The organism is Pseudomonas sp. MF06569 (assembly GCF_059862735.1).
In genome coordinates this window covers 120,509-144,620 of sequence record NZ_JCBCUZ010000006.1, presented here as the reverse complement: position 1 = coordinate 144,620, position 24,112 = coordinate 120,509, and the positions used below count along the sequence as shown (strand labels likewise).

At 58.5% G+C, this 24,112-nt stretch carries 24 protein-coding genes, 1 tRNA gene and 1 pseudogene; 17 read left to right on the top strand and 9 right to left on the bottom strand.

Translation table 11 applies throughout. The features are described 5' to 3' along the window. Positions 1-104: 104 nt before the first annotated feature. Entirely contained in the window at positions 105-350 is a 246-nt protein-coding gene (locus tag AC19YQ_RS08755) for a DUF1272 domain-containing protein (RefSeq protein ID WP_133079111.1), read from the bottom strand. Between the two features lie 116 nt (positions 351-466). On the opposite strand from AC19YQ_RS08755, the pseudogene AC19YQ_RS08750 reads away from it, so the two are divergent. The 3 genes and pseudogenes from AC19YQ_RS08750 to AC19YQ_RS08740 form a co-directional block, all read left to right on the top strand. After that, positions 467-721 (top strand): annotated as a pseudogene (locus AC19YQ_RS08750) (DUF1016 N-terminal domain-containing protein); the annotation flags it as partial. Positions 722-814: 93 nt separating this feature from the next. Next, positions 815-1,420, top strand: coding sequence for a biliverdin-producing heme oxygenase (locus AC19YQ_RS08745; RefSeq protein WP_500594956.1), 606 nt, complete (start codon positions 815-817; stop codon positions 1,418-1,420). Beyond that, the gene (locus tag AC19YQ_RS08740) at positions 1,417-3,654 is read left to right on the top strand and encodes an ATP-binding protein (RefSeq protein ID WP_500594941.1); all 2,238 of its coding nucleotides are present in this window, start codon (positions 1,417-1,419) and stop codon (positions 3,652-3,654) included. Before AC19YQ_RS08745 ends, AC19YQ_RS08740 begins: the two co-directional genes overlap by 4 nt. Before the next feature lie 92 nt (positions 3,655-3,746). On the opposite strand, the gene gabP is transcribed toward AC19YQ_RS08740, so the two are convergent. Continuing rightward, positions 3,747-5,138, bottom strand: coding sequence for a GABA permease (gabP, locus tag AC19YQ_RS08735; protein ID WP_133079109.1), 1,392 nt, complete (start codon positions 5,136-5,138; stop codon positions 3,747-3,749). A 543-nt stretch (positions 5,139-5,681) separates the two neighbouring features. On the opposite strand from gabP, the gene AC19YQ_RS08730 reads away from it, so the two are divergent. The 5 genes from AC19YQ_RS08730 to AC19YQ_RS08710 are packed head-to-tail and all read left to right on the top strand — an operon-like array spanning position 5,682 to position 9,867. Then, complete coding sequence (locus tag AC19YQ_RS08730; protein ID WP_133079108.1) at positions 5,682-6,455, top strand: ABC transporter ATP-binding protein; 774 nt, start codon at positions 5,682-5,684, stop codon at positions 6,453-6,455. Positions 6,456-6,468: 13 nt separating this feature from the next. Continuing rightward, positions 6,469-7,224, top strand: coding sequence for an ABC transporter substrate-binding protein (locus AC19YQ_RS08725; protein WP_019824783.1), 756 nt, complete (start codon positions 6,469-6,471; stop codon positions 7,222-7,224). Between the two features lie 57 nt (positions 7,225-7,281). Further along, the gene (locus tag AC19YQ_RS08720) at positions 7,282-7,974 is read left to right on the top strand and encodes an ABC transporter permease (protein WP_133079107.1); all 693 of its coding nucleotides are present in this window, start codon (positions 7,282-7,284) and stop codon (positions 7,972-7,974) included. After that, the gene (locus AC19YQ_RS08715) at positions 7,974-8,663 is read left to right on the top strand and encodes an ABC transporter permease (RefSeq protein ID WP_046810328.1); all 690 of its coding nucleotides are present in this window, start codon (positions 7,974-7,976) and stop codon (positions 8,661-8,663) included. Before AC19YQ_RS08720 ends, AC19YQ_RS08715 begins: the two co-directional genes overlap by 1 nt. Further along, positions 8,644-9,867, top strand: a complete 1,224-nt coding sequence (locus AC19YQ_RS08710; RefSeq protein WP_500594940.1) for a methyltransferase — start codon at positions 8,644-8,646, stop codon at positions 9,865-9,867. Before AC19YQ_RS08715 ends, AC19YQ_RS08710 begins: the two co-directional genes overlap by 20 nt. Positions 9,868-9,972: 105 nt before the next feature. On the opposite strand, the gene uraH is transcribed toward AC19YQ_RS08710, so the two are convergent. Then, positions 9,973-10,383: a hydroxyisourate hydrolase gene (gene uraH / locus AC19YQ_RS08705; RefSeq protein WP_019824778.1), complete on the bottom strand. Its 411-nt coding sequence runs from the start codon at positions 10,381-10,383 to the stop codon at positions 9,973-9,975. Between the two features lie 36 nt (positions 10,384-10,419). Then, positions 10,420-10,899 carry a GlcG/HbpS family heme-binding protein gene (locus tag AC19YQ_RS08700; RefSeq protein ID WP_339477110.1) on the bottom strand — a complete coding sequence of 160 codons (480 nt, stop codon included), beginning with the start codon at positions 10,897-10,899 and terminating at the stop codon, positions 10,420-10,422. 135 nt (positions 10,900-11,034) lie between these two features. Between AC19YQ_RS08700 and AC19YQ_RS08695 the strand changes: the two genes are divergently transcribed. Then, positions 11,035-11,709 carry a heavy metal response regulator transcription factor gene (locus AC19YQ_RS08695; RefSeq protein WP_133079103.1) on the top strand — a complete coding sequence of 225 codons (675 nt, stop codon included), beginning with the start codon at positions 11,035-11,037 and terminating at the stop codon, positions 11,707-11,709. After that, positions 11,702-13,066: a heavy metal sensor histidine kinase gene (locus AC19YQ_RS08690; protein ID WP_500594939.1), complete on the top strand. Its 1,365-nt coding sequence runs from the start codon at positions 11,702-11,704 to the stop codon at positions 13,064-13,066. Before AC19YQ_RS08695 ends, AC19YQ_RS08690 begins: the two co-directional genes overlap by 8 nt. 140 nt (positions 13,067-13,206) lie before the next feature. Here the strand turns inward: AC19YQ_RS08690 and AC19YQ_RS08685 are convergent, their stop codons facing one another. Next, positions 13,207-14,292, bottom strand: coding sequence for a tartrate dehydrogenase (locus tag AC19YQ_RS08685; protein ID WP_219262561.1), 1,086 nt, complete (start codon positions 14,290-14,292; stop codon positions 13,207-13,209). A gap of 75 nt (positions 14,293-14,367) precedes the next feature. Here AC19YQ_RS08685 and AC19YQ_RS08680 point away from each other — a divergent pair, with 75 nt between their 5' ends. Together AC19YQ_RS08680 and AC19YQ_RS08675 are read left to right on the top strand one after the other, a co-directional pair. After that, positions 14,368-15,294 (top strand): LysR substrate-binding domain-containing protein, encoded by a 927-nt coding sequence (locus AC19YQ_RS08680; protein ID WP_339477105.1) that lies wholly within the window; start codon positions 14,368-14,370, stop codon positions 15,292-15,294. A gap of 61 nt (positions 15,295-15,355) precedes the next feature. After that, positions 15,356-15,431, top strand: a tRNA-Thr gene (locus AC19YQ_RS08675). Between the two features lie 86 nt (positions 15,432-15,517). On the opposite strand, the gene AC19YQ_RS08670 is transcribed toward AC19YQ_RS08675, so the two are convergent. Both AC19YQ_RS08670 and AC19YQ_RS08665 read right to left on the bottom strand, forming a co-directional pair. After that, positions 15,518-15,928 carry a type II toxin-antitoxin system HicB family antitoxin gene (locus AC19YQ_RS08670; RefSeq protein WP_219262562.1) on the bottom strand — a complete coding sequence of 137 codons (411 nt, stop codon included), beginning with the start codon at positions 15,926-15,928 and terminating at the stop codon, positions 15,518-15,520. Next, positions 15,925-16,122 (bottom strand): type II toxin-antitoxin system HicA family toxin, encoded by a 198-nt coding sequence (locus AC19YQ_RS08665; protein ID WP_219262563.1) that lies wholly within the window; start codon positions 16,120-16,122, stop codon positions 15,925-15,927. Before AC19YQ_RS08665 ends, AC19YQ_RS08670 begins: the two co-directional genes overlap by 4 nt. Before the next feature lie 277 nt (positions 16,123-16,399). On the opposite strand from AC19YQ_RS08665, the gene AC19YQ_RS08660 reads away from it, so the two are divergent. The 3 genes from AC19YQ_RS08660 (at position 16,400) to AC19YQ_RS08650 (ending at position 20,398) form a co-directional block, all read left to right on the top strand. After that, positions 16,400-16,900, top strand: a complete 501-nt coding sequence (locus AC19YQ_RS08660) for a sigma-70 family RNA polymerase sigma factor (RefSeq protein WP_339477102.1) — start codon at positions 16,400-16,402, stop codon at positions 16,898-16,900. Next, a complete protein-coding gene (locus AC19YQ_RS08655; RefSeq protein WP_500594938.1) occupies positions 16,900-17,847 on the top strand; it encodes a FecR domain-containing protein in 948 nt (315 codons plus the stop codon). The genes AC19YQ_RS08660 and AC19YQ_RS08655 overlap by 1 nt, the downstream gene beginning before the upstream one ends. Before the next feature lie 112 nt (positions 17,848-17,959). Beyond that, complete coding sequence (locus AC19YQ_RS08650) at positions 17,960-20,398, top strand: TonB-dependent siderophore receptor (protein WP_500594937.1); 2,439 nt, start codon at positions 17,960-17,962, stop codon at positions 20,396-20,398. A 96-nt stretch (positions 20,399-20,494) separates the two neighbouring features. Here the strand turns inward: AC19YQ_RS08650 and AC19YQ_RS08645 are convergent, their stop codons facing one another. Further along, a complete protein-coding gene (locus tag AC19YQ_RS08645; protein ID WP_339477094.1) occupies positions 20,495-20,902 on the bottom strand; it encodes a type II toxin-antitoxin system HicB family antitoxin in 408 nt (135 codons plus the stop codon). Positions 20,903-20,942: 40 nt separating this feature from the next. Continuing rightward, positions 20,943-21,122: a type II toxin-antitoxin system HicA family toxin gene (locus AC19YQ_RS08640; protein ID WP_095001085.1), complete on the bottom strand. Its 180-nt coding sequence runs from the start codon at positions 21,120-21,122 to the stop codon at positions 20,943-20,945. Positions 21,123-21,354: 232 nt separating this feature from the next. Between AC19YQ_RS08640 and AC19YQ_RS08635 the strand changes: the two genes are divergently transcribed. Together AC19YQ_RS08635 and dsdA are read left to right on the top strand one after the other, a co-directional pair. Next, positions 21,355-22,695: a GntT/GntP/DsdX family permease gene (locus tag AC19YQ_RS08635; protein WP_326397210.1), complete on the top strand. Its 1,341-nt coding sequence runs from the start codon at positions 21,355-21,357 to the stop codon at positions 22,693-22,695. Between the two features lie 43 nt (positions 22,696-22,738). After that, positions 22,739-24,085, top strand: coding sequence for a D-serine ammonia-lyase (gene dsdA / locus AC19YQ_RS08630; RefSeq protein ID WP_338648981.1), 1,347 nt, complete (start codon positions 22,739-22,741; stop codon positions 24,083-24,085). The last annotated feature ends 27 nt before the right edge of the window (positions 24,086-24,112 follow it).

Sequence of the window (24,112 nt, the reverse complement as noted above, 5' to 3'; positions counted from 1 at the left end):
GCAAGCACCCTGTTGTGTGGGCATTGGAAAACCTGTGGTAGCGGCTTGCCCGCGATGCAGGCGACTCAATTTGCCTGTTGGTCAGATACAGTGATTTTAGACAATCAACGCGCAGCACAGCCTTCAGGCTTGAACACACGCTCGCTGGACGGCGGATTGTTTGCCAGCTTGTTGGCCGGCCTGCGCGGACGCACCATCAACTCCCCGCCGCAATTGGGGCACAGCCCTCCCAAATGCTGCTCCGTGCACGTTGCACAAAAGGTGCACTCAAATGAGCAAATCCGCGCTTGTGCCGAATCAGGAGGCAGGTCGCAATCACAGCATTCGCAACTGGGGCGTAATTCGAGCATGAGCACCTCACATAGGACCGGTAGTTTTCATCGTTATATTTAAGACGCTTCACGCAAAAAACCAACTGCTAATACAAAATGGCAGTGACATTCTCATTGACCCCTCCGGTCAATGTGCGGCACGGGCCGAGTTTGGCAAGCAACTCCTGCCACGCTGGCCAAGGCCCTGACGGCCTGAATTCGGGAAAGGCTTAGATGCTTCAAATTTGCGGTATATGCGCTTGTTCTATCAGGCATTTCCAATTTGGAACGCAGTGCGTACCGAATTGAGCTGGACCCATTTCCGCACCCTGCTGAGGGTTGAAAGCGACCCTGCACGCCAGTGGTACATGAACGAAACCGCCACGCTGAACGGGTCCTCCCGAGCCCTGTAGCGGCAAATTAATTGCACTTTTTTAATGCCATGAGCTCCTACAATCTTGAGCGTCGACTTCTCGCGCACACAGGGAGCCCTCTTACAAGGCATGCCACAAGACCAAACTTTATCAGCGGTATCGCCCGCTCTGAACGCGCTGCGTTCTGGCACTCAAACACTTCATGTCGCCCTTGAAAAACGCCTGCCGTTCTTCTGCGACACCCTCGATCTCGAACGCTATAAGCGCCTGTTGAGCGCCTACTACGGGTTCTATCACGAGCTGGAAGATCGGCTGCAACACAGCCCCTGGTTGACACCCGGCTTTGATCTGCATGCACGGCTCAAGACGCCCGCACTGCATCGGGACCTGCAGGCTCTGGGGGTCAACACCCAGTCGCTCGCGCTGTGCGACACCCTCCCCGCACTCTCCAGCCCGGCCAGCGTTCTGGGTGTGCTGTATGTGCTCGAAGGCGCAACCCTGGGCGGTAATGTGCTGCGCAAGCAGATGTCGGAACGCCTGGGCCTTGATGCACACAACGGCTGCGCTTTTCTTTACGTGTACGGCGAAGCAACAGGACGGCAATGGAAGGCATTCATGGATTTTCTGGGCAGCGTACCCCTCGACGCTCAAGCGCGAGGCGAAGCCGTACAGGCCGCCTGCTCTACGTTTAGCTGCTTCGAGCAATGGCTCGAACGACAGGAGGTTTTGTTATGAATCCACAGGACCCTCAAGCCTTTGAACGCTTGCTGGCCAATTGTGCTGATGAACCCATCCGCTTTCCTGGGGCCATTCAACCCCACGGCCTGTTGGTGACACTGTCGCAGCCCGACCTGCGCATTCAACAAGTCAGTCGCAATGTGCAGACCATGTTCGGCCACAGTGCCGAATCACTGCTGGGGCTGCCACTGGCCGCTCTTACTGGCTCTGAAGCGGCTGACGCGGTACAGCAAGCTGGCGCCCATGACACGCTGACCGATGCGCCGCCTTTGGCCTTGAGCCTGCTGGGGCGCGAATACGAAGGCCTGCTGCACCGCGACCAGGGCATTCTGGTGCTGGAGCTTGAGCTCAAGCCCGATGCATCAGAAATCCACAGCACAATGAACAAAGTGCGCAACCTGAGCCGCATGCTGCAACGCCTGCAATCCGCCAAGACTCTCCCCGCGCTGTATGAAATTTGCGTTCGCGAAATTCAGGCGCTGACGGGCTACGATCGGGTGCTGATCTATCGCTTCCAGGATGAAGGCCACGGCCAGGTCATTGCCGAAGCATCCTCTCCCGCGATGGAGTTGTTCAATGGGATGTTTTTCCCGGCCTCCGACATCCCTGAGCAAGCCCGCGAGCTTTACCGCACCCACTGGCTGCGCATCATTCCCAATGCCGACTACCAGCCAGTACCGCTGATTCCCGAACTGCGCCCCGACACCGGCGAGGCGCTGGACCTGAGCGGAGCCGTATTGCGCAGCGTTTCACCGATTCACTGCCAGTACATGAAAAACATGGGCGTGCTGTCATCCATGAGCATTTCGTTGATGGACGGCGACCGCCTGTGGGGCCTGATCAGTTGCGGGCACCGCCAGACACTGCATGTGCCCCATGAACTGCGCATGGCCTGCCAAACCATCGGCCAGGTACTGTCCCTGCAAATCAGCGCCCTGCAGACGCTGGAGATCAGCCGCCAACGCGAAGCCAAAATGGATGCCCTGGTGCGCCTGAACAAGGCAATGGTGCAAAGCACCGAAGCCGTGTTTGATGGCCTGGCGCACATGCCTGAAGCATTGATGGCACTGACCGGTGCCAGCGGCGTGGCCATTCTGGAAGACAAGGTGCTGCACCGTTATGGCCAGTGCCCGTCTTCAGAAGATATTCGCGGGCTGTACCAATGGTTCAAGGACAGTGGCCAGCCAGTCTTGTCCACCCACAACCTCAGCGCACTCCATGCCCCGGCTGCGCAGTACAAGGACATTGCCAGCGGCTTGCTGGCCATGACCCTGCCCAAGCCTGTGGACAACGCCGTGTTGTGGTTTCGAAGTGAAGTCAAAGAAAGCATCAAGTGGAGCGGCGACCCCAACAAGCCGCTTAACCTTGAAGCGGGCAGCAATGGCCTGCGCTTGAGCCCGCGCACCTCTTTCGAAATCTGGAAGGTCGAGATGGACGGCATCTCTGCACAATGGAGCCACGGTGATCTGTTTGCCGCCAATGACCTGCGCCGCTCGGCCCTGGAAAACGACCTGTCGCGCCAGGTGCTGCGAGAGCAACAGGCTGTACGGGCACGGGACGAACTGGTGGCGGTGGTGTCCCACGACCTGCGCAACCCCATGACCATCATTTCAATGCTCTGCGGCATGATGCAAAAGGCCTTCAGCAGCGAGGGCCCGCACACCTCGCGGCGTATCACGTCGGCCATCGACACCATGCAACAGGCCAGCAGCCGCATGAGCGTGCTGCTTGATGACCTGCTGGACACTTCGAAAATCGAGGCCGGGCGCTACACCATCAGCCCGCAACCGCTGGATGTAACCCAGATGTTTGAAGAGGCACTATCGCTGCTTGCGCCGCTGGCGCTGGACAAAGCGGTGGAGCTGACCTTTCACGCCGAACCCGACCTGAAAATCAATGCCGACCCGGAGCGTCTGTTTCAGGTCTTGTCCAACCTGATCGGCAATGCGATCAAGTTCACCCCGGCGCAAGGCAAAATCGGCGTGGTGGCCATGTCCAACGGCGACGATATCGTCTTCAGCGTGCGGGACTCGGGCAAGGGTATTGCCCCCGAGCAGTTGCCGCACATCTTCGATCGATACTGGACAGCAAAAGAAGGCAACGCGCTGGGCACAGGGTTGGGGCTGTACATTTCCCAGGGCATTATCAAGGCCCATGGCGGCCAGCTAGTAGCGCAAAGCACGCCGGGAGAAGGCAGCGAATTTCGCTTTACCGTGTCAAGAATGCTCTGACAGGACTCAGCAAATTCAACGCCCATAAAAAAACCGCCATCCCTAAGGATGGCGGTTTTTTTGGTGACTCAACCGCAAGAACCGTCCTGGCCTCAGTTGAGTACCGTTGCCCCCAACTTCTCAATACGACGACGACGTGCCACCAGCAGGCCCGCCGACACCACCAGAATGCTCAGCAAACCGGTAGCCATGATTTCAACGCGATGGGCTTCCTGGAACAACATGATCGTCAGAATAGCCACGATGAAGACGATCACCGCGTAGGTCAGCCCCGGAAACAGCCACATCTTGAAAGAGATATTCTCGCCCAGAGCCGTACGCTTTTGGCGCATGCGCAGTTGCGACACGGCAATCACCAGGTAAACCAACAGCGCAATGGCGCCAGAGCTGGCCAGCAGGAACTCGAACACCGCAGCCGGAGCCACGTAGTTGGCGAATACCGCTACAAAAGCTGCGCCGGTGGACATCATCACCGCCCAGTAAGGCGTGCCCGCAGCATTGGTGCGTTTGGCCGCAGCCGGTGCGTCACCGCGCTTGCTCAGGGAGTAAAGCATCCGCGAGGAGGTGTAGAGCGCCGAGTTCAGGCAGCTGGTTACCGCGATCAATACCACGATATCAACGATCAGCTTGGCATTCGGGATACCCATGCGATCAAGTACGGTCTGGTAGGAGCCCAACTGTGCAAGCGCCGGGTCGTTCCACGGCACCAGGGCCACAACGATGAAGATCGATACGAGGTAGAACAAGCCAATGCGCCAGATCACCGAGTTGGTGGCCTTGGTGATTTGCTTGCTTGGATCCTTGGACTCCGCCGCCGCGATGGTGACGATTTCAGTCCCCATGAACGAGAACATGGTGGTCAACATGGCAGCCAGTACGGCGCCCATGCCGTTGGGCATAAAGCCGATGGTATCGGACAGATGCGCCACACCGCTGACCTGACTGGTAGGCAGGAAGCCGAAAATCGCCAGTAGACCCAAGATAATGAAGCCAATGATCGCCAGCACTTTGACCAGGGCAAACCAGAACTCGAACTCACCGTAGTTCTTGACGCTAAACAAGTTGGTGACCGTCAGCAACAGGGTAATGACCAGGGTAAATACCCAGATCGCCGTGTCAGGGAACCATGCATGCAAGATGGTACCGGCGGCGACGGCTTCCAGCGGGATAACCAGTACCCAGAACCACCAGTACAGCCAGCCGATGGTGAAACCGGCCCAATGCCCGATGGCACGGTCGGCGTAAGTGGAGAACGAACCGGTGTCAGGGGATGCCACGGCCATTTCGGCCAGCATGCGCATCACCAGTACCACCAGGGTGCCTGCTGCGGCATAAGCCAGCAGCACAGCTGGACCTGCTTGGGCAATCGCGTGTCCGGAGCCGACAAACAAACCGGCACCGATGACTCCGGCAATCGACAGCATGGTCACATGCCGTGGCTTAAGCCCTTGTTCCAGACCATTAGAGGATTGCGTATTGCTCATTGGGACTACCTTTCATTGAAGCCATTCCGAGCACCCGCGTTGACTTTCGTAAAAAGTAACCAACGGGGCGTTTAGAATCTTTGACGCAATAACTGAGCCAGAATGTGACAAATGCACGGTTTCCGCGGGCTGCAACGATTTGCAACACACACCGCAACCCATTGAGCGTAATGGCTTTTCGCCCATTTGTTACCGTAACACTCAGTTCCCAGGCTCTCGGCGCACCAAAAATACCCAAAATTGCCCATATGGCCCAAAAGCAGTGCACATCTTTAACCTTTAGTAGGTTCGCGCTTCCAACACCGGGCCAAAGCTGGCAACATCGCGACCTTTTTTAAGCGACACCTGTCTGGCCGAACGGCGAAATACGGGGTCGGTTGTTGTCGGCGCGACACTCTGCTGTAGCGATGCGACAAACTGCCACCCTCACGTCTTTTGTGTCTTCAGGGCGGCTGGTTGCCTCTGCAACCCTATGCTAGCTTGGCCTGCGCCAGGAAGGCCGCCCAACAGCAGGATCGCACCCGAACACAATGAGGAACGCACATGGCTTTGGCCACGCCCGCGCTTGAAATCCGCAACTTGCACAAACGCTACGGCGAGCTTGAGGTACTTAAAGGTATCTCGCTGACCGCACGCGACGGCGACGTGATCTCGATCCTGGGTTCTTCCGGTTCCGGCAAATCCACCCTGTTGCGCTGCATCAACCTGCTGGAAAACCCCCACGACGGCCAGATCCTGGTCGCCGGTGAAGAGCTCAAACTCAAGAAAGCCAAAAATGGCGAACTGATCGCGGCCGACGGCAAGCAGATCAACCGCATGCGCAGTGAACTGGGTTTTGTATTTCAAAACTTTAACCTGTGGCCGCACATGACCATCCTCGACAACATTATCGAGGCTCCGCGTCGGGTGCTGGGCCAGAGCAAGGCCGAGGCCATCGAAGTCGCCGAAGCATTGCTGGCCAAGGTCGGCATTGGCGAAAAGCGCCATGCCTATCCATCCGAATTGTCCGGCGGCCAGCAACAACGCGCGGCAATTGCCCGCACGCTGGCCATGCAGCCCAAAGTCATTCTGTTCGATGAACCGACATCGGCACTTGACCCGGAAATGGTTCAAGAAGTACTTAGTGTGATCCGCGCGCTCGCCGAAGAAGGTCGCACTATGCTGTTGGTCACCCACGAAATGGGCTTTGCCCGTCAGGTGTCCAGCGAAGTAGTGTTTTTGCATCAGGGCCTGATCGAAGAGCAAGGGTCGCCAGAACAGGTGTTCGACAACCCGGTTTCGGCGCGCTGTAAACAATTCATGTCCAGCAACCGCTAACGGAGCAACACGAATGCAGAACTATAAAAAGCTTCTCATGGCCGCTGCCGCCACACTGGTTTTCAGCGCCAACGCCCTGGCTGTTGATAAGTACAAAGTAGGGATTGAGGGTGCTTACCCACCGTTCAATAACAAAAACGCCAGTGGCGAAGTCGTGGGCTTCGACCCCGATATCGCGATGGCTCTGTGCGCCAAGATGAAAGCCGAGTGCGAGATCGTCACGTCCGACTGGGACGGCATCATCCCGGCCCTGAACGCCAAAAAATACGATTTCATCGTGTCTTCGCTGTCGATCACTGACGAACGCAAACAAGCGGTCGATTTCACCGACCCGTACTACTCCAACAAGCAGCAGTTCATCGCACCGAAAAAAGTCGACTTCAAAACCGACATCGCGTCCCTCAAGGGCAAGGCCCTGGGCACCCAGCGTTCAACTCAGGCCGCAACCTGGCTGGATGACAACCTGGGCACCGACGCGACCATCTCCTTGTACGACACCCAGGAAAACGCCTACCTCGACCTGACTTCGGGCCGTGTAGATGCCTTGCTGGCAGACAAGTACGCCAACTACGACTGGCTCAAAAGCCCGGCTGGCCAGGCTTACGAGTTCAAGGGTGAACCGGTCAACGAAGACGACAAAGTCGGCATTGCCCTGCGTAAAGGCGACAACGAACTGCGCGCCAAGCTGAACCTGGCCCTCAAGCAAATCGTTGAAGACGGCACGTACAAGAAGATCAACGACAAGTACTTCCCGTTCAGCATCTACTGACCTGCCTGACCGTCGCGCCTGCGGGCGCGACAGTCCCTAGCAAAGCCTGCCTACCCCATGACTATCGATCTATACGGATTCGGCCCGGCGCTTGCCGCTGGCGCGCTGATGACCGTCAAACTGGCACTTACTGCGCTGTGTCTGGGCCTGGTGCTCGGATTGCTCGGTGCCTTGGCCAAAACATCCCCCTACAAACCGCTTAGATGGTTGGGCGGCGCCTATTCGACCCTGGTTCGTGGTGTTCCCGAACTGCTCTGGGTGTTGCTGATTTACTTCGGCAGCGTGAATCTGGTGCGCGCCATCGGCGAATACATCGGCATGCCCGAACTCACCCTGAGCGCCTTCGCGGCGGGTGTACTCGCCTTGGGCCTGTGCTTTGGTGCCTATGCCACCGAAGTGTTTCGCGGCGCCATTCTGGCCATCCCCAAAGGCCACCGCGAAGCGGGCATGGCACTGGGTTTGTCCAAACCGCGGATCTTCACCAAGCTGGTTCTGCCACAAATGTGGCGTATCGCCCTGCCCGGCCTGGGCAACCTGTTCATGATCCTGATGAAAGATACCGCGCTGGTGTCGGTCATCGGTCTGGAAGAAATCATGCGTCAGGCACAAAACGCCGTGACCTTCGCCAAACACCCGTTCACCTTCTACATGGTGGCAGCCGTGATGTACCTGGGCCTGACCGTACTGGCCATGGGCACCATGCACGTGCTTGAAAAACGCGCAGCGCGCGGCTTCGTGAGGAGGACGTAATGGAGTGGGAAGTAATCCTCAAATGGCTGCCCAAGCTGATGCAGGGCGCGACACTGACCCTGGAGCTGACTGCAATTTCGGTGATCGCCGGTCTGATCGTGGCCATCCCCCTGGGCATCGCCCGCTCATCCAAACTCTGGTATGTGCGTTCGCTGCCTTACGCCTACATCTTTTTCTTCCGTGGCACGCCACTGCTGATCCAGCTGTTTCTGGTCTATTACGGCCTGGCACAGTTCGATCTGGTGCGTGAAAGCGCGTTGTGGCCGTATCTGCGTAGTCCGTTCTGGTGCGCGATCATCACCATGACCCTGCACACCGCCGCCTACATCGCCGAGATCCTGCGCGGCGCGATCCAGGCCATCCCGCCGGGTGAAATCGAGGCTGCACGGGCCCTGGGCATGTCGCGCTTCAAGACCCTGGTGCATATCGTCCTGCCCCGCGCCACGCGCATCGGCCTGCCGGCATACAGCAACGAAGTGATCCTGATGCTCAAGGCCAGCTCGCTGGCGAGTACCGTGACCCTGCTGGAACTGACCGGCATGACGCGCACCATCATCGCCCGCAACTACCTGACCGTGGACATGTTCCTGACCGCAGGGGCGATCTACCTGCTGATGTCGTTTGTACTGATCCAGGGGTTCAAGCTGCTGGAGCGCTGGTTGCGCGTCGATGCCTGCCAGGGCCGCTGACCACGAGGGCGAGCCGCTGCTCGCCCGCTTTGAGGCGCTGGACAGGTTTTTGCACGACCACCAGCACCTGTGGCGCCCACGGCCATTCACTCATCTGAACCTGCCGTGGGAAGCGCAACACCCCGAACTGGCGCACTGGTTGCGCCAGCGTTCGTTGCAAGACGCCGAAGCCAGTCACAACCACCCCCAACACTTGCCTGCCCCTGCGCCGTTCCCTGAACTGGCGGCGACTTCCCTCGCCCTGAGTTCGGTTGACCGCCTGCCCACCCAGCCGCTTGCGCCCGCTAGCCAGCGTTTGCAGGTGGACGTGCCGGGACGCAAGTGGCAACAGATTGAAGCCTTCGCCCAGAGCCTCACCTTCAAGCAAATCCCCGCCCACTGGCTGGACTGGTGCTCGGGCAAAGGCCACTTGGGTCGTCGGGTGCTAAGCCCCGGGCAACAACTGACGTGCCTGGAATATGACCCGGCATTGATCGAGTCCGGCCAGCAACTCAGCCAGCGCCATCACTTGGCCGTGCGCCATGTGCAACAGGATGTGCTCGCGCCCGAAGCGGCCTTGCAGCTCACCCCCGGGATGACCCCGGTGGCGCTGCATGCCTGCGGCGATTTGCATGTGCGCCTGCTGCAACTGGCGTGCGCGGCGGGCTGTGGACAACTTGCCGTGTCGCCTTGCTGCTACAACCGCATCAGCGCGCCGCACTATCAGCCGTTATCCACAGCCGCCAGGGCTTCGCACTTGCAACTGTCACTGGAGGACCTGAGCCTGCCCATGAGCGAGACCGTGACCGCTGGCGCCCGTGTTAGGCGCCTGCGCGACGAGTCGATGGCGCGGCGTTTGGGTTTTGATCTGTGGCAGCGTCAGCACCGTCAGTGCGATGAATATTTATCCACACCTTCGCTGCCGAGTACCTGGCTGAACAAGCCCTTTGCCGAGTACTGCGAAGATTTGGCAGCGCTGAAGAACTTATCCACAAGCGGCAGGGAAGATTGGTCGGCACTGGAAGCAGCAGGCTGGAAACGACTGGCACAGGTGCGCAATCTGGAGTTGGTGCGCGGGCTTTTCCGTCGCCCGCTGGAGGTGTGGCTGGTGCTCGATCGAGCGCTGTACCTGAAGGAAAACGGCTATGAAGTACAGGTCGGCGAGTTCTGCGACAGCCATCTGACGCCGCGTAATTTGATGGTGCTTGCGCAGCGCTGTGGATAACCCTGTGGGAGCGGGCTTGCTCGCGATTCAGGCGCTGCGGTCTGACAGGTAAACCACAGCGATCCCATCGCGAGCAAGCCCGCTCCCACACAGGTTGTTGCAGGCCTACGAACCGCGGTACGTCGAGAAGCCGTACGGGCTGAGCAGCAGCGGAATGTGGTAATGCTGATCGGCGTTTTTCACTTCAAAAATCACCGGAATTTCCGGGAAGAACGTCTCGTGGCCAGCTTTCTTGAAGTACTCACCGGTCTTGAACACCACCCGATATTCACCCGCCTCGAACGCTTGTTTGGCCGGGAACAGTTCGCCAATACGACCTTGTTCATTGGTCACGCCCTGAGCCAGCGGCTGCCAGTCTTTACCCACGTGTTTTTCCAGGGTCACGTTGACCCCCGGTGACGGCAGGCCGTTTTCAAGGTTGAGCACGTGTACGCTCAACGGGTTGCCAGCGGCCAGTGTCAGGCTCGACACAGCGCTCAGGCTCAAAGCCGCCAAAGTGATTCGCAAAGATTTCATCGGTCATCCTCTAATAATGGTTAAAAAACAATCAACTCAGCGTTGAGTCGTCAGGCCAATCTGTTGCGCCGCTTTTATTGCGCAGGCTTCGTCCTGCTCCGCACCGCCAGCACCGGCCACGCCAATGGCTCCCACCAGTTCGCCTTCGGCAAACAGCGGCACACCCCCTCCCAACAACAACAGTTCGGCGATGGAATTAAGGTTGCTCGCCTCAGGATTGCTGCGTGCACGCTCGGCAAACAATCGGGTCGGGGTTTTGGTCGACAGCGCCGTGTAGGCTTTGCGCTGGCTGGCCAGCAGGTTGTGCGGGCCAACACTCTCTGGACGCATCGACATCAGCACGTTGCCACCACGGTCCAGCACGCTCAGCGCACCGGTGCAGTGCTTGAGGGCCGCATCCGCCAACTGGCGGGCGGTGACCAGATCCAGATCGGCATGGCGCACCAGATTCGGGGCGGCCTGGGCCACGCCGGCAACGCCAACGGCAGTCCACAACAACAAGGTTTTCAGCATCATTGGCTAGCTCCTGTACGAATGCGCCCACCTTAACCAGCGACCCTCGTCAGAACTCCGTCAGTTGCATTACAAGTTTGTAATAGGCAACACACCCGAAGGCGCCTAGCCTGTGCAGACGATTGATCGAGGTGTGCGATGCGTTTGTTAGTGGTTGAAGACGAAGCCAAGACGGCAGATTTCCTGGCCAAGGGCCTCAAGGAGTCAGGCTTTGCGGTGGATGTGGCACTGAACGGGCTGGACGGCCGTTACTTTGTCGAGCAGCAGGAATACGACCTGATCATCCTCGACGTGATGCTGCCGGGGCTCAATGGCTGGCAATTGCTGCAGCTGATTCGCCAGCGCGGTGCCACGCCGGTCCTGTTTTTAACCGCCCGGGATGCCATCGAAGACCGCGTGCGCGGCCTTGAATTGGGCGCAGACGATTATCTGCTCAAGCCATTTGCCTTTGCCGAGCTGCTCGCCCGGGTTCGTACCTTGCTGCGCCGTGGTCCCATGCGCGAAGCCGAGTCGTATGCCATCGCCGATCTTGAAATCGACGTGCTGCGCCGCCGCGTCAGCCGGGGCGGCCAGCGCATCAGCCTGACCAACAAGGAGTTCTCGCTTCTGCAACTGCTGGCCAGCCGCCAGGGCGAAGTCTTGTCACGCACCTTGATCGCTTCCCAGGTCTGGAACCTCAACTTCGACAGCGACACCAATATGGTCGAAGTCGCCGTGCGCCGATTGCGCGCCAAGGTCGACGACCCCTATATGCCCAAACTTATCCACACCGTGCGCGGGGTCGGGTATCAGCTGGAAGCGCCCGATGAGTAAATCCATCGCCTGGCGTCTGGCGCTGGCGATTGCCCTGACCTGCGCACTGGTGCTGAGTGTGATCGGAGTGTTTCTGTATCGCTCACTGGCCTCGGAACTGGCGTTTCGTGACGATCAGGCGTTGCTGGGGCGCCTTGAACAGGTCCGTGCGCTGTTGCACGACAGCGACAGCCTGGAAGCCCTGCAGGAACGCCCCCGCCTGTATCAAAACATGCTGGGCAACCTGGACAGCGTGTTGCTGGTCAACCGCGAGGACGGCACCCCGCTCATTGCCATCAACCCCCATCAACAAGCCTTGCCCCCTGTGCAGCCGATTGCTCAAGCACAAGCTCCCCGGCGCTCGGATATCAAAACCGCAGACACTACCGTGTTGCTGGCCGGGATGGCGCAAGGTCCCGCCGGGGAAACCTTGAGAGTAACCGTAGGCAAGCGTCTTGATGAGCGTGAGCAAATGCTCGCCAGCTATCGCATGCGTCTATACGGCGCGGTGGGATTGGGTGCCTTGCTGGCTTTCGGTCTTGGCCTGCTCCTGCTGCGTCGCGGCCTCACACCTTTACGCGAACTGACCCACGCCATGGCTGGCATCGACCCACGCAGCCTTGATCAACGCATGGCCGCTGACAACGTACCTGCCGAACTCAAAGAGCCCGTACAGGCACTCAACGCCATGCTCGCGCGCCTGGAAGACAGCTTTGCACGGTTGTCGCAGTTCTCCGCCGACCTGGCCCATGAAATTCGTACGCCGTTGCACAACTTGCTGGGTAGCAACAGCCTGGCACTGAACCAGTCACGCAGCCCGACCGAGTACCAGGAGGTACTGGCGTCGAATATCGAAGAATATGAACGGCTCAATCGCATGGCAGAAAACCTGATGTTTCTCGCCCGCGCCGAACACGGCCAGCGCCCGTTGCAGCTGCAAGTGCTGGACCTTGCTGAGGTGGGTGACGGGCTGTGTGATTACTTCGAGGCGCTGGCCGAGGATCGTCAATTGCACCTGGACAATCAGCTCGGCGGGTCGCTGATGGCCGATCAGCAACTGCTGCAACGGGCATTGGGCAACCTGCTGGCTAATGCCGTGCGCCATGCCCAGCCCGGTTCGACCGTACGCTTGCTACGGCGCGACGAGGCCGGGGTTTGCTGGATTGGCGTGCATAACCTTGGCCCGGCGATCGATCCGCAACATATCGACAGACTGTTCGACCGCTTTTACCGGGCAGACCCGTCACGGGCACAACCGGGTGACTCTGGCGGCCTGGGCCTGGCGATTGTGCATTCGATCATGCAGTTGCATGGCGGCCAGGTGCGGGTGGTGAGCGATGCCAGCGGCACGTTGTTTGAGCTGGGATTCAGTCTGTAACCGATTTTTTGGGGCACATCACGCTTCTGTGGGAGCGGGCTTGCTCGCGATGCAAGCGCAGCGGTCTGTCAGGTAAACCAGCGCCAGACCATCGCGAGCAAGCCCGCTCCCACAAGTCTTGAGCCATGCAATCAGGCTGATCAGTTGCCCAGGGCTGCGGCAATGGCTTTTCCGACGTCCTGAGTCGAGGCCGTGCCGCCCAGATCCGGCGTCTTCGGACCACTGGCAATCACATCCTCAATGGCGCGCAAAATAGCGTCATGGGCAGCCTGATAACGGTCATCACCCTTACCCAAGAACTCCAGCATCAGTGCGCCCGACCAGACCATGGCGATCGGGTTCGCGATGTTTTGCCCGGAAATATCCGGCGCCGAACCGTGAACCGGCTCGAACAGTGAAGGAAAGTTACGCTCCGGGTTGAGGTTGGCCGAAGGCGCAATACCAATAGTGCCCGCGCAGGCCGGCCCCAGGTCCGACAGGATGTCGCCGAACAGGTTAGACGCCACCACCACATCAAACCGGTCGGGTTGCAGTACGAAACGGGCGCACAGAATGTCGATGTGCTGCTTGTCCCAGCTGACCTGTGGATAGTGTGCAGCCATCGCTTCAGTGCGCTCGTCCCAGTACGGCATGCTGATGGAAATACCGTTGGATTTGGTGGCCGAGGTCACGTGCTTGCGTGGACGCTCCTTGGCCACTTCGAAAGCGTATTTAAGAATCCGGTCTACGCCGCGTCGGGTAAACACGGATTCTTGCAGGACCAATTCGTTTTCAGTGCCTTCAAACATCCGCCCGCCCACCGAGGAATATTCGCCTTCGGTGTTTTCGCGAATCACTACAAAGTCGATATCACCCGGCTCACGCCCTGCCAGCGGGCATGCCACGCCGGGGAACAACCGCACCGGGCGAATGTTCACGTATTGATCAAACTCACGGCGAAATTTGAGCAGCGAGCCCCACAGCGAGATGTGATCAGGCACTTTGTCCGGCCAGCCCACGGCGCCAAAGAAGATGGCGTCGAAGCCCTTGAGCTGCTCGAACCAGTTGTCCGGCATCATCTGCCCATGACGCTCGTAGTAATCGCAACTGGCCCACTCAAAGGTTTCAATCGACAGGTTCAGGTCCCACTTTTTGGCGGCGGCCTCCACAACACGCAGGCCTTCGGGCAGTACTTCGTTACCAATGCCGTCACCGGCGATGGCCGCAATTCTGAATGTCTTGCTCATGGGGCTGACTCTTGATGAGGAGAAGTGGGCCCATGATATAAAGCGAGCCTGCAAAGATAATCAGGTGAAACGTTGATGGATAAGACACGATTCGTGAACAATCTGCCGAATCTCGACGACCTGCGGGTATTCGTGGTCGTGGCGCGGCGCTCCAGCTTTGCCGCCGCCGCCAGCGAGTTAGGGGTTTCACCGGCCTATGTGAGCAAGCGCATACAACTGCTGGAGCACAGTATTGGCGTGCGCCTGTTGCATCGCACCACCCGTCGCGTGGCCGTCACCGATGATGGTGAACGTGTCTATCACTGGGCTTTGCATATTTTTGATGCCGTTGAGCAAATGAGCGACGAAGTCTCGGCACTGCATCAGGAACCTCGGGGACAGTTACATATCGTCAGCAGTTTCGGGCTGGGTCGACGCCATGTTGGCCCCGCGCTTTCAGCACTGTCGCAACGCTACCCAGCGCTGGATATCCGCTTCGATATGTTTGACCGTCTGGTGGATTTGATTGAAGAAGGCTACGACCTGGACATCCGAATCGGCGACCACATTGCGCCCAACCTGATTGCCAAACTGCTGGCCAACAACGCCCGCGTGCTCTGCGCCAGCCCTGACTACCTGCAACGCCACGGCGAACCCCGCACGTTGGCAGAACTGTCAGGCCATGAATGCCTGGTCATCAAAGAGCGCGACCATCCGTTCGGGCTCTGGCGCTTGCAGGGACCAGAGGGCGAAGAAAGCGTGAAAGTGACCGGCGCCCTGTCGGCCAACCACGGTGAAGTGGTGCATCAATGGGGAATAGACGGTCGAGGGATCTTGCTGCGCTCGCAGTGGGACGTGCGCAAAAGCCTCGAAAACGGCAAATTGGTGCACATTCTTCAGGACTACAGCCAACAAGCAAATATCTGGGCCGTTTACGCTGCACCGCTGGCCAATTCAGCGAAAGTACGGGTCACGGTCGAGCACTTGCGCCAGTACTTCAGCGAGCCTCGGCGCGAATCGTGAAAATAGTCTGTTATCAGGGGTTTACAAGCTCAAACATCCGGGTATACTCGTCGCCCATAACGCCGGTATAGCTCAGTTGGTAGAGCAACTGACTTGTAATCAGTAGGTCCCGAGTTCGACTCTTGGTGCCGGCACCATACGCAACACCGAAAGAGGCTCACCGAAAGGTGGGCCTTTTTTGTTTCCGGGGTTTGGGAGGCTCGCTAAAAGCGTTTTCCCACGATCAAAAGCCCTGAACACTCAGCTCGCGCAATGCGGCTGTGGCCAGAAAACCCGAACGCGATGCGTAGCGGTGATCCTTGCTGACTCGTTCATCAATGCGCAGCAACAGGTTTTCAGGTAATGACGCGTTGAATCGAACCGACTTCCCAAGATAAGGAGTCAAATCGAAGTCAACCACGGCCCAAATCCCACCGACATAATCCGGATTCTCAAGGTGAGCATCCACATCCTTGCCCTGGGGCAGTTCGCCGCCATCCGCCACAACACCTTCCAGATGCAAAGCCAGCGCCTGCTGCACGTTGTCCAACGCTTCTGAAAAAGTGCCACCCGCAGAAAAGCAGCCGGGTACATCAGGTACCGTCACGCTGAAATCGGAATCGGCATCTTTATGTATTACAACTGGGAATTTCATGACCGTAACTCTCCTTTGAGACCTGCGGATTTTAGAATGTTGTGCAGCGTCCCTTTCGCAATTTCAGACTTGGGATGAGGAACAGTTACCCGCCCTGCCTTGGCTGGATGCTTGAACTGATGGTGGCTTCCTTTGACCGCTATCTCAAACCATCCATCCGCCACCAACAACTCGATAACTTCACGACTTCGCACTCAGCCACCCCTGCACTAGTGTGTACGCTACACACCATCGAACAATGGTGCAATTTATTTATACACACACTACACACTTAAAAGCGCAAGTCCCTTGGCGTGGTGTTACACGTTGTGAACCCACCTGTTCGGAGATTTTTTGGGGGTCCCCAGAAAAATGAGTAAAACCAAGTCGGGATCCAGCCAGCCATCGCCCTCCACAGAAAACCCCCTTGCATAAACACTCTGCCATCACAATAATGCGATCGATTACCAATTACATTTTGGTTGCCTCATTATGTCGGCGCTCGACCCTTCAGTGCTTCATCGGTTGTACAGCGATCACAACAGTTGGCTAAAGGGCTGGTTGCGCGTGCGTCTGGGCAATACGGCGGATGCCTGCGACCTGGCCCAGGACACGTTCCTGCGGGTCATGACGGCACGTCATGACATTCCCATTCGTGAGCCGCGTGGTTATCTGAGTGCGATTGCCCGCTCGCTGTTGATCGACAAGGTTCGTCGCCGCACCATTGAGCAAGCCTATCTGCAGGCGCTGGCACTCAAGCCCGAACCTGTGGATATTTCGCCCGAGATACGCCTGTCGATTATCGAAACGCTGATTTCTATCGACAGCCTGCTCGATGAACTGGGCCCCAGAACACGGGAAATTTTCCTCGCCGTGCAGCTCGAAGGCTTGAGTTATGTTGCCGCCGCCGAGCGCTTCATGGTGTCGGTTACAACGGTGAAAAACCATTTGATTCGCGCCATGACCCGCTGCCTGTTGCTGGTCGACAGTTGATGCCCCCTTCCCCGGACCTCAAGGCGCTCGAGGCCGCTGCCACCTGGTATGTGCAGCTCAATGACGGTACTGCCGACGAGACCCGCACCCGTGCCTGGCAAGCCTGGCTGACCTCCAGCCCGCAACATGAAGCGGCCTGGGCGCGGCTCGAAAGGTTTCAGCGCCAATGGGCAATGATGCCCCAGGAAGCCGCCCTCTCCAGCCTCGATGCCGCGAAAGCTCAACGCCGCGATGTGCTGAAAATAGTGGGCCTGTTGTTGGCCGCAGGCAGCAGTTCATGGCTGGCAGCGGAGCACGTGCCGTATCGCTCGATGCTTGCCGAGCACCGCACCCACATCCGCGAACGACGCTCACTGCGCCTGGACGATGGTTCGCAAGTGGAACTGAACGTCGACACCGCACTGGATATCCACTTCGATTCAACACAACGGTTGATCCGCCTGCATCGCGGCGAAATTCTGGTGCAGACCGCCAAGGACCCTGACCAGCGTCCATTTATCGTCCACACCCAGGACGGCAGCGTGCGCGCCCTCGGCACCCGGTTCAGTGTTCGCCAGTTGCCCGAACAGACGCGGGTCGGCGTAGAGCAATCGGCAGTGGAGATTCGTCCACACGGGCACAGCGATCAGCCCGTGCGCCTCGAGGCCGGGCAAAAAGTCACTTTCGACCGTGATGACGTGGATGCAATCGAGGGCTTGCCTGCTGCCTCAACGGCCTGGGTCAAGGGCATGTTGAGCGTGGACGACTGGCGCCTGGGCGACTTTATCGAGGCGCTGGAACGTTATCGCCCGGGCGTTCTGCGCTGCGCTTCGTCCGTTCAGGGCCTGCGTATCTCGGGGGCGTTTCGTATCGATGACACCGAAACGATACTGGAGAACCTGGGTAAAACCCTGCCGGTGAAAGTGCGTTTCCTGACTCGCTACTGGGCCAGTGTCGAACCGGCATAAGCTCAATCCCTATTGTTTTGAACTTTAACCTTGCTGATTTCGATTCTCATCCGTCAATGACATAAGTCGCGACTACAGCGAAATTCTGCCATGACAACGCAAGGATCACCGAATGCCCCCGCTCCCCCTCCATGCCACCCCTAAAATAAGGCGCGCTGTTCGCCTGGCAGTGCTGGGTGCGTCCCTTGCCAGCCTGTCCGGTCTGGCACTGATGCCCACTCAGGCCTGCGCGCAAAGCCAGACGGTTTATCAGATTGCCCCCGGCCCCCTGGGCAATGCACTGACCCAATTTGGCGTACAGGCAGGGGTCACTATTTCGTTCGACACTGAACAGGCCCGACACCTCAACACCGGCGGGCTTGAGGGTTCATACAGCGTCGAGGAAGGTCTGGACCGCCTGCTCGCCAACAGCGGGCTGCAAGCGCAGCGCCAGAGCAACGGAGGCTATGTTCTGGTCGCTCACGCCACTGACTCGCCGCTGGAGTTGGGAGCCACTCAAGTCATCACCAACCAGTTGGGCACCGTGACCGAAGGCACCGGCTCCTACACGCCTGGGGCGATTGCAACGGCCACCCGCCTGGTACTGACACCCCGGGAAACGCCGCAATCGATCAGCGTGATCACCCGTCAGCACATGGATGACTTCGCACTCGACAATGTCGACGACGTGATGCGCCATACACCCGGCATCACCGTGTCGGCCTATGACACTGACCGGACCAACTACTACTCCCGCGGTTTTTCGATCAACAACTTCCAGTACGACGGCATTCCCTCCGCCGTGCGCAACGTTGCCTACTCGGCAGGCAACACCCTGAGTGACATGGCGATCTATGACCGCATCGAGGTGCTGAAGGGCGCCTCCGGCCTGCTCAGCGGTGCGGGGTCGCTGGGGGGCACCATCAACCTGGTACGCAAAAAACCCACCAGCGATTTTCACGGCCATATCACCGCAGGCGCAGGTTCCTGGGACAACTACCGCACGGAAGTGGACCTCAGCGGCCCATTGACCGAAACCGGAAATGTGCGAGGTCGCGCAGTCGCGGCCTATCAGGACCGGCAGTCATATATCGACCGCTACTCGAACCAGAGTTCGGTGTTCTACGGCATCCTCGAAGTCGACGTGACACCCGACACATTGCTGACCGTGGGTGCCGACTATCAGGACAACAAACCCCAGGGCTCTACCTGGTCGGGGAGTTTTCCGCTCTACAACTACGCGGGCGAGATCAACAGCGCCAAACGCTCGTTCAGCAACGCCACCGACTGGAGCAGTTGGCAGCAATACACCCGCACCGTCTTCGCGACCCTGGAACAGGATCTGGGCAGTGGCTGGGTGGGCAAGCTGCAACTGGACCACAAGATCAATGGCTACGATGCCCAGCTAGGGGCCATCCAGTTCAACCAGCCTGCCGCTGATGGCACCGCCAAAATCAACGCACAGCGCTACAAGGGCGAAACCGTCAGCGACGCGGCTGACATTTATGTCAGCGGTCCCTACGATTTTCTGGGACGAGAGCATGAACTGGTGCTGGGTGGCTCGATCAGTACCGCGAACTGGAAAGGCAAAGGCTACTGGGACGTCACGTTCTCCACACCCAACCTCGTCGATTACTTTAACTGGGACGGGCACCTGGCCAAACCTGACTGGGGCAGCGCGTCCCAAATCAGCGACGACACCGTGCGCCAGACAGGCATGTACGCCACCACACGCCTGAATGTCACCGATGACTTGAAAGTCTTTCTGGGCGGTCGAGTGGTCAACTACACCCTCACCGGCACCACCAATACTTACCGCGAGTCGGGGCGCCTGATCCCCTACGCGGGCGTCACCTATGACCTGACTGACTACTTGACGGCGTACGCCAGCTACACCGATGTATTCATGCCCCAAGAGTTCTACAACCTGGATCGCAACAGCAAGATGCTTGATCCGGACGAGGGTGAAAACTATGAAATCGGCCTCAAGAGCGAGTTTTTCGATGGCCGCCTGAACGCCAGCCTGGCGTACTTTGAAGTCAAGGAAAGCAATCGCCCCATCCCCGATGACGCCTGGAACAACCTGTCGCCCACCCCGCCCAACTACGCGTTCAAGGGCACCTCGGCAAAAACCAAGGGCTACGAGCTGGAAATATCCGGTGAGCTGAGCCCTGGCTGGAGCCTGCAGGGCGGATACACCCACAAGGTGGTGCGCGATGACACGGGCAAAAAGATTTCGACCTTTGAACCCGAAGACCAGCTCAGTTTCTACACCATCTACAAACTCAAGGGCGATCTGAACAAAGTCTCCGTGGGCGGTGGCGCACGCTGGCAGAGCACAGCCTGGCAAGAGATGTACAACAGCCCCAAGGACAGGTACGAAGACTTCTCGCAAAAGCCCTACTGGATTGTGGATCTGATGACCCGTTATCAATTCACTAAAAACCTGTCGACCACGCTCAACGTCAATAACGTTTTCGACAAGTACTACTACACCAACATCGGGTTCTATAACTCGGCGATTTATGGTGAGCCACGCAACTTCATGCTGACCACTCGCTGGGATTTCTGACCTGAGGGAGCGAGCCCGCTCGCGAAGGCCTGCAGAGCTTCGCAAGCAGGCTCGCCTCCACGATTTGGGGGCTTCGCGAGGTGGCCTTCCCCCGACCTACGCTTGTTGCAAAACCTTCAATGCTGCCGAAGCCAGAAATCCTGAACGGCTCTTTTGTTCAGGATGATGCTTCACATACTCATCGATCCGATTCAGCAAACTTCCGGGCAAGGTGATATTCAGCTTTTCCGCCTTTCCGAGGTATCTGGTGATATCGATATCGACCAATGCCCAGATGCAGCCCTCATACTCCGGGTTGGAGACATGAGCGCTTACCGGGGTTGCAACAGGAATTCTGGCGCAATCTTCTGCCAAAATCTCCAGATGCCCTTCAATGGCTTCGCGTGCCATGGCCATCGCGTCGTCAAGATCCTCCCCCGCAGAGAAGCACCCAGGAATATCCGGCACGTCTACACCCCAGGCATGTTGTTCATCGCCAGGGCGAATCGCTATTGGGTAAAGCATGTTCAAAACCTCCACAGGGCTGGTTAAAGCAGCCTGCTCGTCAAAGCTGAGCTTGCTTCAAAATACTGTTGATCGTTTTGGTCAGTAAATCTTTCTTCGGATGAGGAATCGTTACCAGTCCCGGCTTCGTCGGGTGCTTGAAGTGGTGATGACTTCCCTTGCTCCGTACCAGATACCAACCGTCAGCTTCTATTGCGGTTATCAGCTGCCGGCTATTCAAATTCGCCACCTCCAATAGTGGTTACTATAACCACCACGCTCACAAAATGTCATCTGCAATCAGGGCTCCAGTAGTCATTGCACATGAATACCTACTGACAGATGACCCCACATCATCTGTACCGTGAAAAACCATCCTTTGTCAGCCCGCGCAGATGTAACCTCTAATTGCCGGAAGCAAAGTGACTCCGATCACTTATTTCAACAATAAAAGCGCTTCCCGGAGATCTCCCATGCACAGCGGTCCCACTCTATTGCTGGTGTTGTTTTGCGCCATCGCCCTGATCGTTTTTCTCATCGTCAAAGTCCGCGTCCATGCTTTTTTAGCCCTGACCGCTGCGAGCTTTGTGGTGGGGATCGGTTCAGGTATGCCACTGGCAAAAATTGCTTCGTCGTATGAAGCGGGTGTTGGTGGAACCCTCGGGTTTCTGGCAACGATCATTGGCCTGGGCGGGATTCTGGGCAAGATGCTGGAGGAGTCCGGCGGCGCGGAGCGCATCGCACAGGCACTGTTGAGGGCCCTGGGTAAAGAGCGCGCCTCGTGGGCCATGATGCTGGTCGGATTCATAGCCGGCATCCCGGTGTTTTTCGAGGTGGGTTTCGTCCTGCTGATTCCGCTTATCTATGTGGTCGCCAAAGAAACCAGAATTAATCTTCTGTACCTGGGCGTACCGCTGGCCGTGTCGCTGATGGCCGTTCATTGCATGTTGCCGCCCCACCCCGCCGCAATGGCGATTACCGGGATGCTGGGCGCCGATGTGGGCAAAGTGATCATGTACGGTCTGATCGTTGCGCTGCCGACTGCGATCATTGCCGGGCCGCTGTGGGTCAAGCTGGTGTGCAAACCCGAAGCGCCAGCCACTCAAGAAGCCTTTTTGAACGAACATTGTGATGACAGCAAAACCCGTGACTTGCCGGGCCTTGGCGTCACTCTGCTGACCATTGCCCTGCCGTTGCTGCTGATGGTCGGCAAAAGTTTCGCTGCCGGTCTGCCACATGATTCCACGGCATTCAGCGTGATTTCGTTTCTGGGTACGCCCCTGATCGCACTGTCCATTGCCGTGGTGTTTGCCTATTGGGCGCTGGGCCTGCGTCGCGGCTTGTCCATGTCCGACCTGCTCAACTACACGCAAAAAAGTTTTCCGCCGCTGGCCAGCATCCTGCTGATCATCGGCGCCGGAGGCGCATTCAATGGCATCCTGATCGACAGCGGCGTGGGTAACGCGTTGTCCGCCTCGTTGACCCAATTGAATATGAACCCCATTGTTCTGGCGTGGCTGGTGGCCGGCTTGATGCACTTCGCCGTCGGTTCGGCAACAGTGGCCATGATCAGTGCCGCAGGCATGGTGCTGCCCATGCTCGGCGCGCATCCGACCGTGAGCAAGGAGATCATTTGTATCGCCATCGGTGCCGGGGCAATGGGTTGGACCCATGTCACCGACTCGGCCTTCTGGGTGGTCAAGGAGTACCTGGGTGTCTCGCTGACCGACGCCCTGAAAACCTTCACCACCGCCACGGTACTGGCGTCGTCGGTCGCATTGGGGCTGACCCTGCTGCTGGCGCGCTTTGTTTGATTCAACCCGTATTTTCAGACTGATCGTTTAAAGGGACCCCGACATGATTTTGGGCAGAACACTTGAAAGCTGGTACGCCAGCTATCCGCTGATTCGCGATCTGGTCGCGCTGCAAGAGACCACCTGGTTCAACCCGGGCGTGGCTCCTGTCGCCCAGGCCATTGCCGATCCGGGGCTGACCAGCGCCGATGTCGCCGATGCCAGCGCCCGGTTGTCGCGATTTGCTTCGTACCTGCGCCGCGCCTTCCCTGAAACCGAATGCAGCGCCGGCATTATCGAATCGGACATCGTGCCCCTGGCACAACTTCAGCCGTTGCTCGCCCAGCGTTATGGGCACCCCCTGAACGGCGCGCTGTGGCTCAAGCGCGACAGCCATCTGCCGATTTCGGGCTCGATCAAGGCCCGTGGCGGGATCTATGAAGTGCTCAAGCATGCCGAAGACCTGGCCCTGGCCGGTGGGTTGCTGACCCTCGACGACGACTACGCGCTGCTGCACAGCGACAAGGCACGGGCCTTTTTCGGTCAGTACAAAATCGCCGTGGGCAGCACCGGCAACCTCGGCATGTCGATCGGCATCATGGGCGCCGCACTGGGCTTCCAGGTGACCGTGCACATGTCGGCCGATGCCCGGCAATGGAAGAAAGACAAGCTGCGTTCACATGGCGTAACGGTGGTCGAGTACGAAAGCGATTACAGCGTGGCCGTGGCCCAGGGTCGCCAGCAAGCAGAGTCCGATCCTGCCTGCCATTTCGTCGACGATGAAAACTCGGTCAATCTGTTCCTCGGCTACGCGGTGGCCGGTGAGCGCTTGAAGCAGCAATTGGCGGCGGCGCACATCACCGTGGATGCGCAACATCCCCTGTTTGTGTACCTGCCCTGCGGCGTGGGTGGCGCGCCCGGCGGCGTGGCTTTCGGCCTGAAGCTGGCCTTCGGTGACGCCGTGCACTGCATCTTCGCCGAACCGACTCACTCACCCTGCATGCTGCTTGGCGTCCACACCGGGCTCCACGACGAAGTCAGCGTGCAGGATTTCGGCATTGATAACGTGACGGCCGCTGACGGCCTGGCAGTAGGCCGGGCCTCCGGTTTTGTCGGCAAGGCCATGCAGCGTTTGCTGGACGGTTTCTACACCGTCAGCGACGAAGAAATGTACAGCTTGCTGGCACTGATGGAGCGCAGCGAAGGCCTGCGCCTTGAGCCTTCCGCGCTGGCGGGCGTACCCGGCATTGCCAGGGTCCAGGCCGACCAGCAAGGCTATCTGGCCCGCATCGGGTTGGACACGCAGGCCATGAGCAACGCCACCCATCTGGTCTGGGCAACGGGCGGCAATATGGTGCCTGCTGACGAAATGGAGGCGTATCTGGCCAAGGGCCGTGAGCTGCTGGGCTGATTCACGCGCAAAGCGGATGTGGCAAGA

What these genes read in the sequence shown, in the direction of transcription:
- AC19YQ_RS08755 (WP_133079111.1), bottom strand. Translation starts at nt 350, where the DNA reads ATGCTCGAATTACGCCCCAGTTGCGAATGCTGTGATTGCGACCTGCCT.
- AC19YQ_RS08745 (WP_500594956.1), top strand. Translation starts at nt 815, where the DNA reads ATGCCACAAGACCAAACTTTATCAGCGGTATCGCCCGCTCTGAACGCG.
- AC19YQ_RS08740 (WP_500594941.1), top strand. Translation starts at nt 1,417, where the DNA reads ATGAATCCACAGGACCCTCAAGCCTTTGAACGCTTGCTGGCCAATTGT.
- gabP (WP_133079109.1), bottom strand. Translation starts at nt 5,138, where the DNA reads ATGAGCAATACGCAATCCTCTAATGGTCTGGAACAAGGGCTTAAGCCA.
- AC19YQ_RS08730 (WP_133079108.1), top strand. Translation starts at nt 5,682, where the DNA reads ATGGCTTTGGCCACGCCCGCGCTTGAAATCCGCAACTTGCACAAACGC.
- AC19YQ_RS08725 (WP_019824783.1), top strand. Translation starts at nt 6,469, where the DNA reads ATGCAGAACTATAAAAAGCTTCTCATGGCCGCTGCCGCCACACTGGTT.
- AC19YQ_RS08720 (WP_133079107.1), top strand. Translation starts at nt 7,282, where the DNA reads ATGACTATCGATCTATACGGATTCGGCCCGGCGCTTGCCGCTGGCGCG.
- AC19YQ_RS08715 (WP_046810328.1), top strand. Translation starts at nt 7,974, where the DNA reads ATGGAGTGGGAAGTAATCCTCAAATGGCTGCCCAAGCTGATGCAGGGC.
- AC19YQ_RS08710 (WP_500594940.1), top strand. Translation starts at nt 8,644, where the DNA reads ATGCCTGCCAGGGCCGCTGACCACGAGGGCGAGCCGCTGCTCGCCCGC.
- uraH (WP_019824778.1), bottom strand. Translation starts at nt 10,383, where the DNA reads ATGAAATCTTTGCGAATCACTTTGGCGGCTTTGAGCCTGAGCGCTGTG.
- AC19YQ_RS08700 (WP_339477110.1), bottom strand. Translation starts at nt 10,899, where the DNA reads ATGATGCTGAAAACCTTGTTGTTGTGGACTGCCGTTGGCGTTGCCGGC.
- AC19YQ_RS08695 (WP_133079103.1), top strand. Translation starts at nt 11,035, where the DNA reads ATGCGTTTGTTAGTGGTTGAAGACGAAGCCAAGACGGCAGATTTCCTG.
- AC19YQ_RS08690 (WP_500594939.1), top strand. Translation starts at nt 11,702, where the DNA reads ATGAGTAAATCCATCGCCTGGCGTCTGGCGCTGGCGATTGCCCTGACC.
- AC19YQ_RS08685 (WP_219262561.1), bottom strand. Translation starts at nt 14,292, where the DNA reads ATGAGCAAGACATTCAGAATTGCGGCCATCGCCGGTGACGGCATTGGT.
- AC19YQ_RS08680 (WP_339477105.1), top strand. Translation starts at nt 14,368, where the DNA reads ATGGATAAGACACGATTCGTGAACAATCTGCCGAATCTCGACGACCTG.
- AC19YQ_RS08670 (WP_219262562.1), bottom strand. Translation starts at nt 15,928, where the DNA reads ATGAAATTCCCAGTTGTAATACATAAAGATGCCGATTCCGATTTCAGC.
- AC19YQ_RS08660 (WP_339477102.1), top strand. Translation starts at nt 16,400, where the DNA reads ATGTCGGCGCTCGACCCTTCAGTGCTTCATCGGTTGTACAGCGATCAC.
- AC19YQ_RS08655 (WP_500594938.1), top strand. Translation starts at nt 16,900, where the DNA reads ATGCCCCCTTCCCCGGACCTCAAGGCGCTCGAGGCCGCTGCCACCTGG.
- AC19YQ_RS08650 (WP_500594937.1), top strand. Translation starts at nt 17,960, where the DNA reads ATGCCCCCGCTCCCCCTCCATGCCACCCCTAAAATAAGGCGCGCTGTT.
- AC19YQ_RS08645 (WP_339477094.1), bottom strand. Translation starts at nt 20,902, where the DNA reads ATGCTTTACCCAATAGCGATTCGCCCTGGCGATGAACAACATGCCTGG.
- AC19YQ_RS08635 (WP_326397210.1), top strand. Translation starts at nt 21,355, where the DNA reads ATGCACAGCGGTCCCACTCTATTGCTGGTGTTGTTTTGCGCCATCGCC.
- dsdA (WP_338648981.1), top strand. Translation starts at nt 22,739, where the DNA reads ATGATTTTGGGCAGAACACTTGAAAGCTGGTACGCCAGCTATCCGCTG.